General features: G+C 52.5%; 8 protein-coding genes. 3 read left to right on the top strand and 5 right to left on the bottom strand.

Features of this window, described 5'->3' with window-relative positions; all coding sequences use genetic code 11:
- Positions 1–23: 23 nt before the first annotated feature.
- From accC to AC3CB2_RS07105, 4 genes are all read right to left on the bottom strand, one after another.
- The gene (gene accC / locus AC3CB2_RS07120; RefSeq protein ID WP_008547084.1) at positions 24–1,391 is read right to left on the bottom strand and encodes an acetyl-CoA carboxylase biotin carboxylase subunit; all 1,368 of its coding nucleotides are present in this window, start codon (positions 1,389–1,391) and stop codon (positions 24–26) included.
- Between the two features lie 14 nt (positions 1,392–1,405).
- Positions 1,406–1,900 carry an acetyl-CoA carboxylase biotin carboxyl carrier protein gene (accB, locus tag AC3CB2_RS07115; protein WP_008547175.1) on the bottom strand — a complete coding sequence of 165 codons (495 nt, stop codon included), beginning with the start codon at positions 1,898–1,900 and terminating at the stop codon, positions 1,406–1,408.
- Between the two features lie 525 nt (positions 1,901–2,425).
- Positions 2,426–3,169, bottom strand: coding sequence for a DsbA family protein (locus AC3CB2_RS07110; protein WP_014285981.1), 744 nt, complete (start codon positions 3,167–3,169; stop codon positions 2,426–2,428).
- A gap of 50 nt (positions 3,170–3,219) precedes the next feature.
- Complete coding sequence (locus AC3CB2_RS07105) at positions 3,220–4,662, bottom strand: M48 family metalloprotease (RefSeq protein WP_008547240.1); 1,443 nt, start codon at positions 4,660–4,662, stop codon at positions 3,220–3,222.
- 185 nt (positions 4,663–4,847) lie between these two features.
- On the opposite strand from AC3CB2_RS07105, the gene AC3CB2_RS07100 reads away from it, so the two are divergent.
- Positions 4,848–5,990 carry a pyridoxal phosphate-dependent aminotransferase gene (locus AC3CB2_RS07100; protein WP_352929724.1) on the top strand — a complete coding sequence of 381 codons (1,143 nt, stop codon included), beginning with the start codon at positions 4,848–4,850 and terminating at the stop codon, positions 5,988–5,990.
- A gap of 64 nt (positions 5,991–6,054) precedes the next feature.
- Here AC3CB2_RS07100 and AC3CB2_RS07095 read toward each other — a convergent pair whose 3' ends face one another.
- Entirely contained in the window at positions 6,055–9,123 is a 3,069-nt protein-coding gene (locus AC3CB2_RS07095; RefSeq protein ID WP_352929727.1) for an Rne/Rng family ribonuclease, read from the bottom strand.
- Positions 9,124–9,926: 803 nt separating this feature from the next.
- Here AC3CB2_RS07095 and AC3CB2_RS07090 point away from each other — a divergent pair.
- Complete coding sequence (locus AC3CB2_RS07090; protein WP_352929730.1) at positions 9,927–11,183, top strand: N-acetylmuramoyl-L-alanine amidase; 1,257 nt, start codon at positions 9,927–9,929, stop codon at positions 11,181–11,183.
- 267 nt (positions 11,184–11,450) lie between these two features.
- A complete protein-coding gene (locus tag AC3CB2_RS07085; RefSeq protein WP_352929733.1) occupies positions 11,451–13,901 on the top strand; it encodes a penicillin-binding protein 1A in 2,451 nt (816 codons plus the stop codon).
- Positions 13,902–14,050: the final 149 nt, after the last annotated feature.

Here is a 14,050-nt window from a genome sequence, read left to right as displayed (position 1 = left end):
GCTTTTGACCTCCCTAAATCTCCTCAGTTTTCTTCTGAGTTCTGTTCTGCAATGTGCGCTTCCAGGAACTTTTCCAGCCAATGGATATCATAGGCGCCGTTGGCGATATCCTGGTTGTCCAGAAGCTCTGTGAAGAGCGGAACAGTGGTGTTGATGCCATCAACCACAAACTCGCTCAGAGCACGACGCAGACGCATCATACATTCTACACGAGAACGGCCATGAACGATCAGCTTACCGATCAGGCTGTCATAGTGTGGAGGAATTTTGTAGCCCTGATAAACGCCGGAATCCACGCGCACGCCCAGACCGCCCGGTGGGTGGTAGTAGGTGATGGTGCCCGGAGACGGAGCAAATGTCAGAGGATGTTCTGCGTTGATACGGCACTCAATTGCGTGACCGGAGAAGCGTACATCTTCCTGATTGATGGAAAGGGTAGAGCCTGCAGCGATGCGGATCTGTTCGATCACGAGATCAATGCCGGTTACCATTTCTGTTACAGGGTGTTCCACCTGCAAACGGGTGTTCATTTCAATGAAGTAGAACTCACCGTTTTCATAGAGGAACTCGATAGTACCTGCGCCGCGATACTTGAGCTTGCGCATCGCTTCTGCACAGATTTCACCGATTTCCATCCGTTGCTCTTCGTTCAGAGCTGGGGAAGGACACTCTTCGAATACCTTCTGGTGGCGACGCTGCAAGGAACAGTCGCGCTCACCGAGGTGGATCGCGTTGCCCTGACCGTCACCCAGAACCTGCACTTCAATGTGGCGTGGTTTGCCGAGGTACTTTTCCATGTACAGCGCATCGTCGCCGAAAGCTGCTTTGGATTCAGAGCGTGCAGTTGAGATTGCAGTGTCCAGATCATCAGCGGTCTGAGCGACCTTCATACCGCGACCACCGCCGCCTGCAGCTGCTTTTACGAGAACCGGATAGCCGATCTCTTTTGCAATTGCATGGACGTCATCTTCCGGAGTGATACCACCGTCAGAACCCGGCACGACTGGAATACCCAGTTCTTTTGCCGTGGTTTTTGCCTGAATCTTATCGCCCATCACACGGATGTGCTCTGAGGTAGGGCCGATGAAGGTGATGCCGTGTGCCTCAAGAATTTCCGCAAAGCGTGCATTCTCGGAGAGGAAACCGTAACCGGGATGCACCGCGTCGGCGCCAGTGATTTCACAGGCTGCCAGAATCTGCGGAATGTTGAGGTAGCTGTCGCGGGCTACCGGCGGACCAATACAAACACTTTCGTCAGCAAGGCGCACGTGCATTGCGTCTTCGTCTGCAGTGGAGTGGACCGCAACAGTGCGAATGCCCAGCTCTTTACATGCCCGAAGGATGCGGAGTGCGATCTCGCCGCGGTTTGCGATGAGGATCTTGGAGAACATAGAGACTACGCCTGTTATTCGATGATGATGAGTGGTTCGCCGAATTCTACTGGCTGACCGTCTTCAACCAGAATTGCAGTTACAGTACCTGCTTTTGGAGCAGGGATCTGGTTCATGGTCTTCATAGCTTCCACGATCAGGATGGTGTCACCCTTCTTGATGGATTTACCAACTTCGATGAACTGCGCTGCGCCTGGCTCTGGAGCAAGGTAAGCGGTACCAACCATTGGAGAAGTCACTGCGCCCGGATGGCTTGCTGCGTCTGCAGACACTGCGATCTCAACTGGCGCTGCAGCAGCAGGAGCTGGTGCTGGAGCAGCTACAGGAGCCGGAGCTGCGACTGCAACAGGAGCTGCCGCGACTGCGCCTGCTGACAGCTGACGAGCGACACGAACGCGGAGATCTTTGTGTTCCACCTCGATTTCGGTCAGGTTGGTTTCGTCCAGCACGTTAGCAAGCTGGCGGATCATTTCCTGATCAAACTTAGTTTCTTTCGTCATCGTTTTCATCGTCCAGTTCGAAATGCCCTGACTTGTGTCAGGAACTTTCGGTTTGGCCCCCCAAAGCGAATGTGCAGCAAGGATGGCCTTTAAAAATCTGTGAAAATCCAGTTGCTCAGAGCAAAATACGGATCTTCTTAGTGAATGAACGCATCAAGCAGTCGGTCATTAACTGCATAGATGGCCATTAATTCTCTAGTTGCGAGATGCTGCTTTTAAAAAAGTATGCATCCGGTGTGCCTAGGCTGCGCATAAGGCAATATCATGTTTAACCGCGCAGAAAGGCACATTTCCCTTTGATTTACTCAGAAGTACACAAATGTAGTTGCGACTACGCAACCGATCTGTTCTCAAAAACTCTGTGTAATGAGCTAGGTTTACTTGACGTATTGGTAAAGTGTAGCCAGACAAATAAACATAACTGGCCCTCTTATATGATCAGAGCGGACCAAGGAAAAGACCTTTGTCCGCTCTGAGCAGAGTTCTTAAGGATAAAGCAGCGAAAATGCGTTGATATGCGCGATTAAGATGAACTTACTCGCGTTCTGCTGCAATTTTTTCCTTCAAAGTGTCGTAGCCGACAGCGCCTACAATCACTTCATCACCCAGAATGTAGGATGGTGTACCTGTGATGCCGAGCTGTTCTGCGATGGTGAAGACTTCCTGGAAGGTTTCAGCTGCGCGGCTGGACTTCATGGACTTTTCCAGATCTGCATCTGCAATGCCAAGGTCTTTTGCCACTTTCAGGCTGCTTGCCAGATTTGCACGGCCAGGCTGGCTGAGCAGGGCGAGGTGGAAGTCCTCGTATTTGTCTGGTGCAACTTCAGCAACTGCGATCGCAACGCGTGCAGCTTCCTGAGAGGCTTTGCCCAGAACCGGGAACTCTTTCAGCACTACGCGCAGGTTCTTGTCTTCGTCTACGAGGCGAACGAGGTCAGACAGGGCGCGTTTACAGTAACCACAGTTGTAGTCGAACAGTTCCACGAGGGTGACGTCACCATCTGGGTTGCCGAGAACGATCTGGTATTCACTGTTGTAGATCTCGTCGGAAAGGCCGGTGATGGCTTCTTTGCGAGCGCTTTCTTCTTCAGCAAGGCGGCGTTTGTCCAGTTCCTGCAATGCTTCCAGCACGATCTCAGGGTTCTGAACGAGGTATTCCTTGATGATCGTTTCCACTTCAGCGCGGTTCACCGATTCTGCTTGTGCAGAAAAAGTTGCTGGCAGCAGAGCGAGCGTTGCTGCACAAGTGATCGCAGCTCGGCGAATGAGTTTATTCATGACATCTCCTGTAACCCTGTTCGGGTGTTGGTTTTTATCTGTCTGATCTGTTAGCGGCGTCTTACCTGAGGCACTTTAACCGACAGTATATCGTCAGCTTGTTGCCAAGCCGGTGTGCCGACCTTCAATTTTTTTTGAGCACGCTTGGCGTAGCGCTGTGCGCTGCGGATATCGCCGCGGGCCATGTGACTTTGAGCTGTTGCCAGATCAGCGCCTGCGACGTCGCCGAGGCGAGCGTTCGCAATGGCGAGCTGGGCATAGCCGTTCATGGAATACCGGTCTTTCTGAAGAGCTCTTGTCAGAATGCTCTTGGCCTCTTTCAGATACCTTTGGTCATTGGAGGCGACCATGGCGAAGCCGAGCCAGATCTCAAAATGCGGATTGCCCGGATAAAGGGCCAGTGCCTTGCGAAATGGCGCAATAGCCGCTTTTGGCTTGCCGCCTTCGAGCAGGGCTTGCCCCTTGATCTCATAGAAGTATGGGTACTCCGGAGCCTTCGCGATCAGCGCGTCGATTTTTCTGACGGCTTTGGAAACCTTATCAGAGCGCATACTGGCAATCGCGCGGGCATACTGCGCGGCAAGGCTTTTGTCTTTGTCCGGGTAGGCTCGATAAACAGAGTTTTTGTGACTGGTGAAGGCCAGAAGTTTGGCTTTGACCATGTCATGCTTCAGCTGAAGGCGTTCAGGGTCCTTCTTGTTGAAGTGCCTGTTTTTTTGCGCCTTGTTTTGAAGCGCGTTGAAGCGGGCACGCGGCATTGGGTGGCTGAGTGCGTATGGATCAACGTACTGAGCTGAGAACAACGCCTGATCTGCCATGCGCTCGAATGTGGTGAGCATGCCCTTGGCAGAAACGCCAACGCGATCAAGGTAGCGCAGTGCTGCCTGGTCAGCTGCAGATTCTTCAGAGCGGCGATAGGACAGGAAGTTGCGCTGTGCGAGAGCGCCACCTCCGGATACAGCCGCTGCACCGCCTCGAGCGATGGAGCTGTTGCCTGTGGTTGCACCTGCTGCCATTGCACCAGCACCAAGGATCATGCCGATGACGGACATGATTTGTGCATTGGAGGCAGCCTGACGCATACGAACGAGGTGATTGCCTGCGATGTGGCCAGTTTCGTGAGCAATCACGCCGATCACTTCGCTGGGTGTTTTGGCATCCATGATGACGCCGAGGTTGATGAACATTCTGCGGCTGTCAGGCACAAAGGCGTTGAAGCTTTTGTCGTTGACCAGAATAATCTCAACCTGATTGGCAGGAAGACCTGCAGCACGGAAAATTGGTTTGGCGTATTCGCGCAGCAAATCTTCAGTCTCAGCATCACGGACGAGGGGGAGACCCTTCTTTTGTTGAGCTTGAGCTGTGGTGATTGCCACATTAGGTACAACCAGTGAAAGTGCAGTCGCTGTGATGAGAAAATTGCGCGCAAACTTTGTTGCTTGTGATTTGACTGGTTCAATCACACGTTTCAATGCATTGTTCTTAAATTGCACGTCAAGTCCCCTTAGTTGGCTTGGCAGGCGCAGAGCGGTTCGCACTTAAAGTACTACATAGACTTTCAAATAAGCCTTAACCACCCAAGATAGGCAGTTATTAGGCAAAATTGCTAGGTGGCCCGAAAAATTAAAGCACAGGCTCTGAGAAGAAGAAATAAGAGGGAATGCATTTGTCAGTATTAATGGGATCAAAACGGAGTGAAGTGCTGCCATTTCAAGCTATGGAAGTGCTGAATGCTGCCAATCGCCTTGAGCAAGCTGGTGAACATGTGCTGCACATGGAAGTTGGGCAGCCCGGTGCACCGGTTCCTGACTCGGTTTTGAAGGTGGCGCATGAGTATCTGTCCTCCGGACGCTTGGGCTACACAGAGGCGCAGGGCATTCCGTTGCTGAAGAAGAGCATTGCACGCTATTACAAGCAGACCTTTGGGCTTGATGTTCCGGAATCTCGAATCTTTGCAACCACCGGTTCTTCTGCCGGCTTCAATCTGGCGTTTCTGGCGGGTTTTGATCGGGGGGACCGGATTGCTATTACGTCTCCGGGATATCCGGCCTATCGCAATATCATCGAAGTGCTGGGTCTGGAGTGTGTAGAAATTGAGGTTGGGCCAGAGACCCGCTGGTCACTGACGCCAGAAATCCTCGAGGAGGTGCACAAGGAAAAGCCTCTCAAGGGGGTGTTGGTGGCAAGTCCGGCCAATCCGACGGGCACCATGATGTCTCCTGAGGCGCTGAAGGCTTTGGTGGAGGCTTGTGAGGCGTTGGATCTGTGGTTTATCTCAGATGAGATTTATCACGGCCTTGCCTATGACATGCAGGAGGAAACTGCGCTTCGGTTTACGGACAAGGCGATCATCGTCAATAGCTTTTCCAAGTACTATTGCATGACCGGATGGCGTATCGGCTGGATGGTGTTGCCTGAGGTGTTGGTGCGGCCGATTGAGCGGATTGCGCAGAGCCTTTACATCTCACCGCCGGAACTGGCGCAGGTGACTGCTGCGGCTGCGTTTGATGCGGTGAAAGACTACGAGAAGATCAAGGCGGGTTATGCTGCGAACCGTCAGGTGTTGCTGGATCACTTGCCTCAGCTGGGCTTTGATGTGCTGCCAGTGGACGGTGCTTTTTATGTTTATGCTGGTGTCTCCAAGCTGACCAATGACTCCATGGAGTTCTGTCAGCGTATGCTTGCCGAAACGCATATTGCTGCAACACCGGGTGTCGACTTCGATCTTTCTCGCGGCCATCAGTTCATGCGCTTTTCCTTTGCAGGGAAGGAGGCTGACATCAAACTGGCCGTTGAGCGGTTGGAAAGCTGGCTGAAATAGCGCCGGACTTACAACAAAAAAGCCCGCTCAAATGAGCGGGCTTTTTATTTGATCTCAGATCTTCTTAGAAGAAAGAGCGGCGCTGCCACCAGCCGGTGCGGCGTGGTGTGTCTTCATCGCTCTCAACCGCGACGGTTTCACCTTCAACAACCTTGTGAGAGGTGACGACCGGCTTGGTTGGTGCCTTTGGCTTTGTCGGAGCTTCAACTTCTACTGCAGCCTCTACCGCTGGAGCTTCCTCAGCAACAGGAGCTTCTTCCTTTGCTTCGGTCTTTGGCTCTTCAGCTGGCTTTTCTTCCTTCGGCTGCTCAGCAACAGCGTCAGCTGTCTCAGCTACCGGCTCAGTTGCAACTTCAATCACTTCTGCGACAGGTTCAACCGGTGCTTCTACAGCAGCTGGAGCTTCTTTGACGGCTACGTCTTCGGAAGCTTCTGCCTGCACAGCAGGTGCTTCAGTTTCTTCCTTGGCTTCAGAAGCTGCTTCTTTTTCTGCAGTAGGCTTTCTGCGACGACGACGCGGCTTGCGTGTCTCTTTCTTTGGCTCTTCTGCAGCTTCTTCAGTTTCCGCTGTGGCTTCAGCGGGAGTAGAAGTTTCTTCTGCCGGTGCTGCATCTTCAGCGGTTTCAGATTTTGCCTCAGCGATGATTTCTTCTACGCTATCTGCAGTGCTTTCTTCGGAGCGCTCTGCTTCTTCAGAAGATTCTGTGCCTTCAGCTGCTTCTGCGTTCTCGCCGTTTTCATCAGATGCATTTCTGCGGCGTGAGCGGCGGCCGCCACGGCGACCGCGGCGACGCTTGCGGCGACGATCGTCCTCATCATCACCTGTGTCTGATGCTTCAGCATCCGCAGATTTTTCTTCAGCGGCTTCTTCGTCATCGGAAGGTTGTTCTTCAGACGGATCAGCATCGTCCAGCTTCTGTTCTGCTTCAGCCTTGTCTCCACCGCGACGACGGCGGCGGCGGCGACGGCGACGACGATCGTTACCATCTTCGTCAGAAGCTTCCGGCTTCTGCTCGTCTGCGGCTTCCTCGATCACGTCTTCATCTTCTTCAATCGGGAAGATGGTGTCTGGCTGAACGGTTGCAGGCAGCGGCTGAGTGCGTTCGCTTGGTGTTGCGAGCTCACCACGCTCCAGAGTGAAGTGCTGCTCGGTGACACTGTCGTCACCAAAAATGGAGATTTCCAGGCCGAAGCGGCGTTCCAGATCCATCAGGTGATGGCGCTTCTGGTTCAGGATGTACATTGCCACTTCATTTGGCGTGCGCAGGTTCAGGTTATGAGAAGAGCCGCGCAGCAGTTGATCTTCCAGAGAGCGGAGGATGTGCAGAGCAACGGATTCTACTGAACGTACGATGCCAGAACCATGACAGTGCGGACATACAACGGAGGAGCTTTCTAGCACGCCGGTACGGATACGCTGACGTGACATTTCCAGCAGGCCGAAGTGAGAAATACGGCCAACCTGAATGCGGGCGCGGTCAGACTTCAGGCATTCCTTCAGGCGACGCTCAACAGCGCGGTTGTTACGGTTCTCTTCCATGTCGATGAAGTCGATAACCACAAGACCGGCGAGGTCACGCAGGCGGAGCTGACGTGCGATCTCTTCAGCAGCTTCAAGGTTGGTTGCCTGAGCTGTATCTTCAATATTCTGTTCGCGTGTTGCCTTACCGGAGTTCACATCGATAGCGACCAGAGCTTCTGTCTGGTTGATGACGATGTAACCGCCAGACTTCAATGTCACCTGAGGGGAGAACATTGCATCCAGCTGGGCCTCAACACCGAAACGGGTGAAGATTGGCGTTGCATCACGATACGGCTGAACATTCTTGGAATGGCTAGGCATCAGCATGCGCATGAAGTCTTTTGCTTCACGGTAGCCTTCTTCGCCAGCAACCAGAACCTGATCGATGTCTTTGTTGTAAAGGTCGCGGATAGAGCGCTTGATCAGGCTGCCTTCCTCATAAACGAGGGTAGGGGCTGCTGAATCAAGGGTCAGTTCGCGGACGTTTTCCCAAAGGCGCAGGAGGTATTCGAAGTCACGCTTGATTTCTGCCTTGGTTCTGCTTGCACCTGCGGTCCGCAGGATAACACCCATGCCGTTCGGCACATCCAGATCACCAGCAACCTGCTTCAGGCGCTTGCGGTCTGTTGGCTTGGTGATCTTACGGGAGATCCCGCCACCACGATCGGTGTTTGGCATCAAAACAGAATAACGGCCAGCGAGAGACAGGTATGTGGTCAGAGCTGCGCCTTTGTTGCCGCGCTCTTCCTTCACCACCTGAACCAGCAGCAGCTGGCGGCGTTTGATGACTTCCTGAATTTTGTAGTTGTCGCGCAGGCGGCGAGGGCGCTCGGTAACTTCTTCCTGCGCTTCGTCTTCGCTTTCATCCTGCTCGTCAGCGTCAGAAGCTGCTTCCGCAGTTTCTTCTTCTGCTTCAGTCTTCTCTTCAGACGCTTCGCCGGAAGTCTCTTCCTCAGCGGTTTCTTCAGAAGTGGTCGCCTCTACAGGAGCGGCTTCCTCGGAAGCTTCTTCTGCAGGAGTTTCCTCGGAGCTTTCACCTTCTGCGGCAGCTTCATCAGCAGTCTTTGCATCTGTGTCATCTTCGTCAGAAGGTGCTTCAGCTTCGATGTCCTCGATGCTGTCGTCCTGGAACGGCGCATCCATGCTGGCGAGTGCTTCAGCTTCGTGCTCGGCTTCAAGCGCGCTGGTTTCAGCTTCAATCAGCTCAGCGACAACCTCTTCAGAAGCTTCTGCGGCTTTTGCAGCTGCGGCTTTCTGAATTTCAGCTTCACGCTTAGCTTCTTCTTTTTCACGACGCTCGCGCTCGCGCTGGTTTGCAGCGGCTTCAGCTGCAAGCTGAGCTTCAAGAGCTTCGCGATCTTCTTTCGGAAGCTGATAATAATCCGGATGGATTTCGCTGAATGCGAGGAACCCGTGTCTGTTGCCACCGTACTCGACAAATGCTGCCTGAAGAGATGGCTCTACTCTGGTGACTTTAGCTAGATAAATATTTCCGCGAAGCTGCTTTCTGTTTGCTGCTTCAAAGTCAAATTCCTCAACCCGATTCCCGCGCACGACCGTAACCCGGGTCTCCTCCGGGTGGGTCGCATCTATCAGCATCTTGTTTGCCATGAAGTGAGTTCCTTAGGACCAAGCCCTGAAGACGGCGCGAGTGGCGCTGAGATTTGTACATCCCCAGGTCGGTCAACTTGTTATTTAAGTTGCTAGTAGAAAAGGCGAGACGGCGGCGCGCATGAGCACGACAGGAAGGGACCGACTGACACGTCGGCGCACTGCTTCCTACAGTGTGTTCATTTGTATTTGCGCGTAGCTTTGACAAACCGTTCGCCCTTAATGATCTCTTGTGTCCGCCCAAAAGGCGGTATGCTTTAGATAGAAGCGCTTCTTCAGGCTTCCAGTAAGTAAACAACTCTTCGTGCGCCTAGCTGCCCTACCTCTCCGAATTTTCGGGGATAAAGCACTTATCCAGAGCGACAGAAAAACTGTTCACAACCCGCCATGACCGAAAATGTCACGGCAAAACTCTGTCTTGGTTCTCGAGCAGACTGCTCTTCCGGTTGGTTTATATCGTATCCACATCAACAAACTGGAAACGACATAAGTTGCTCATATGGGCTTTTGAAGCATTCCGATCAGCTTGAAAACTGCGAAAATCTCAGGATATCAGCTTCAAAAAATATGGCTCACAACTTTACAGAACAATTCCAAATCGAAGTCCTAGTAAACCTTTTACGATCCATCGAGACGCTTGGCAAGCTTGGGAAAATCGATCTGGCAGTGTGTTGCTACGAAAGCTGCAGTTGTTAATCAATGCTTAATGAAGGGTTTGGCGGGGTGACTTTCGCTTAATCGTCATTTAATCGTTCAACTTGATTTAAACTAAATTGCCAGCGTTTATTGAGGGGAGTGAAAAGGTGAGCCGCATCAGTCATGCATTCCAGTTCTGTGCTCTCAGCTTTTATTGTTTTGCGTTTTCTCTTCTTGCGGTCGTCGCAGTGAATGGCCCGGCAACAGCGCAAAATGCAGTTTCTGTCGTCTCGGATGCACGTGTTGCCGGTGATTTGGCACGGACGCGCTTCATTCTCGATATGGATGGTGAAGTTGGCTATAGCCTATCATTCTTGTCTCGCCCTTATCGTCTGGTGATTGATCTCCCATCTGTGACCTTTGAGTTTCCACGAGATTTTACGCCGAAGGGGCGGGGACTTGTGCGTTCCTGGCGCTATGGCTCCATTTCCAAGGGACGTTCACGTGTCGTTCTGGACCTGAACTCTCCGGTGGCGTTGGACAAAACCTTTCTACTGCCTGGTGTTCAGGATCAGCCGACGCGGTTGGTGATTGATCTAACCGAATCTTCCCCTGATGAGTTCGAGGCTTCGGTTGGTCGTGCGATTTCGCAGACTTTGCCGGTAGGCACGACAGCTTCTGTTCCTGATGAACCAAAGGCTGAGGAGCCTGCGCAAGCTGCTGACAGCAACCTGCCGGTGATCGTTATTGATCCAGGGCATGGCGGCGTTGATTCCGGAGCCGTGGGTAGTAACGGGACGCTGGAGAAGGCAATTGTGCTCAACTTTGCACGGTTCCTGAAACAGAAACTGGATAAACTTGGCTACTATCAGGTTCATCTAACCCGTGAAGACGACAAGTTCATTTCTCTTGGCAAGCGCACCAAGATTGCTCGTGGCAAGGATGCTGACCTTTTTATCTCTATTCACGCGGATTCGATCACAAATGGGGCAGAGACCACGCGTGGTGCCTCAATCTACACCCTCTCAGAGAAAGCCTCTGACCGCATGGCGGCAGCTCTGGCGCGACGTGAAAACTATTCCGATGTAATCGGCGGTGTGGATTTTTCTGACGAACCAGAAGAGGTTACGGACATTCTTGTGGAGCTGACACGCCGCGAAACCAAGAATTTTTCGATCCATTTTGCACGATTGGTGGTTGAAGAACTTAAAAGCGCCACAACAGTTATTAAAAATCCTCTTCGTTCTGCGGGGTTTCAGGTGCTGAAAAGCCACGATGTCCCTTCCGTTTTGATCGAGCTAGGATTTCTTTCCAATAATCTGGATGAGAAAATGTTAGGTTCTGATGAGTGGCGGGAACGTGTGTCGGATGCGATTGTTCAGGCAACGAACAGTTTCTTTCGGGCCAGAATTGCGCAGCAATAGCTGTTTGGCTGATTGTTTTTCGGGTGCGTATATGTCGCTGTTGCGGTGGGATAATTCCAAAGTTCCTGCCTCAGCTTTGCCATAATGAAAAGCGATTGGGTGCCAAACTGTAACAGTGAAGTCTGGATTCGGTTCTGCTGCACTCATTCGGGCCAAGACCTCTTGACCCTTTACCGGAAATGCATCAGGAACGGCGTTTGAAACTGGCTCTGGAATGCTGGCTTCACGACTCGAACATTCTTAGCGGGAAAGCAAACGAGCCCGAATATGAGATTATTTTTGAAGTTCATTGGATATCTCTTTGGGATTTCAGTTGTTCTGGGGCTGATTGCAGCGGCCGGACTGTGGATTTATCTCAATGACATAACCAAGGATCTGCCGGATTACACCGCGCTGAAGGATTACGAACCACCAGTCATGACACGTGTGCATGCTGCTGATGGTCATCTCATGTATGAGTTCGCGCGTGAGCGGCGTTTGTTTATTCCGATTCAGGCTATTCCTGACCGTGTGAAGCAGGCTTTTCTTTCTGCGGAAGACAAGAACTTCTATGAGCATATTGGTATTGATCCGTGGGGCATTGGTCGTGCGGTGATCACCAACGTGCGCAACAGTGGTTCTGGTCGCCGCCTTGTTGGTGCGTCTACAATTACGCAGCAGGTGGCGAAGAACTTCCTTTTGACCGGTGAGCAGAAGTATGAGCGCAAGATTAAAGAAGCGCTGCTGGCTCTGCGCATCGAACAGGCGTTCACCAAAGACGAAATCCTCGAGCTTTATCTGAACGAGATCTACCTTGGGGTAGGGGCATATGGCGTTGGTGCTGCGTCTCTGATCCTGTTTGACAAATCTGTTCATGAGCTTGAACTGCAAGAGATTGCGTATCTGGCTGCTGTTCCAAAAGGCCCATCCAACTATCACCCATACCGCTATCGTGATCGCGCGATTGAGCGTCGTAACTGGGTGATCGACCGTATGGTTGAGAACGGCTACGTTTCTGTTCAGGAAGGCATCGAAGCAAAAGCGAAGCCACTGGATGTGAAACTGCGTCCAACAGGAAACCTCGTGAGAGGGTCTGAGTATTTCTCTGAGGCTGTGCGTCGTCAGTTGGCTGCTCAATATGGCGAAGAGAAGCTCTATGAGGACGGTTTGTCCGTTCGGACCTCTCTTAATCCTGATATGCAGCTGAAAGCGCGTAAAGCCCTGCGTGATGGATTGGTTGACTTTGACCATAAGCGTGGCAAGTGGCGTGGACCGATCGGCAACATCGAAATCGCTTCCAGCGACTGGGGCGCTGCTCTCGACAAAGTTCAGACTCTGAACGATGTTCCTGAGTGGACCAGTGCAGTTGTTCTTTCTGTGAGCAATCAGAAGGCTGTTGTTGGACTTCGTCCGGAGCGCCTTGCGAACCGCAAACTTTCTACCGAGCGCGTGCGTGCTGATCTAAACCTGAGCGACATGAAGTGGGCGCGCGTTAATGGCCGTGCTCCGCGCAATGTTCAGGAAGTGCTGAACCCAGGCGATGTTGTTTATGTGCAGCGTATGCCAAGCGGTAAGTATGTTCTGCGTCAGATTCCTGAGGTTTCCGGAGCTCTGGTGGCGATGGATCCGCATACTGGCCGCGTTCTCGCGCTTGTTGGTGGCTTCAGCTATGCAGAGAGCCAGTTCAACCGCGCGACACAGGCTTGGCGTCAGCCGGGTTCTGTTTTCAAGCCATTCGTTTATGCAGCGGCGTTGGATAATGGCTATACGCCGTCTTCTGTGGTGCTGGATGCGCCGGTTGAAATTGAACAGGGACCGGGGCAGGACCCATGGAAGCCGCAGAACTACGGCGGCAAGTTCTATGGTCCGTCCACTCTGCGGACAGGTATTGAGCTTTCCCGAAACGTGATGACCGTGCGTCTTGCTCAGGACATGGGCATGGATCTGGTTTCCGAGTATGCGCGCAGCTTTGGCATTGATGACAACATGATGCCAGTGCTCTCCATGTCTCTGGGTGCTGGTGAAACCACCGTGATGCGTATGACTGCCGCGTACTCCATGATGGCCAACGGTGGTCGCCGTGTGCAGCCAACTCTGATTGACCGCATTCAGAACCGTTATGGTGAAACCATCTATCAGAACGACCAGCTGGTCTGCACCAACTGCTCTGAAGAGTATTGGGACAATCAGGCTGAGCCTGAACTGATCGATACTCGCGAGCAGGTGCTCGACCCAATGACGGCTTATCAGATCACCTCCATGATGGAAGGTGTGGTGCAGCGTGGTACGGCGACAGGCGTTAAAGCTGTTGGTCGTCCGGTTGCTGGTAAGACTGGCACCACCAACGACGAGCGTGATGCCTGGTTTGTGGGCTTTACACCTGAGCTGACCGTTGGTGTGTTTGTTGGTTACGACACGCCTCGCAAGATGGGTAAAGGTGCAACTGGTGGTCAGGTTGCTGCGCCAATCTTCACAGCGTTCATGAAAGACGCGCTGCAGGATGCGCCTCCACTTGAGTTCCGCGTTCCTAACGGCTTGCGTCTGGTTTCCATCAACCGCCGCACAGGTCTACGGGCGTCTGCAGGCGCTCCGGGTACTATTCTGGAGTCCTTCAAGCCGGGTACATCTCCACCAGACAGTTACTCTGTGATTGGCTTCCAGGATGAGATTGGTATCCGTCAGGATCTTTCTCCGGAAGCAGGGCGGGCGGTTATGTCCGGTACCGGTGGTCTTTACTAAAACTCTTCATGGGCTGGTCATGCTAACTGCGTGACCAGCCCACAGTTTCTGTGGTCTGACTGATTGCGGAAATGATTTGCTGCGACTATGTTCGCAACCGACGCAGTACAATTGACTGCATTAAAGTTTTTTCAAAACAGTGAGGTATC

The sequence above is a fragment of the Pseudovibrio sp. SCP20 genome, assembly GCF_057774105.1.
Note: the sequence above shows the minus strand (reverse complement) of the source record. Positions and strands in the feature narration are given on the sequence as shown.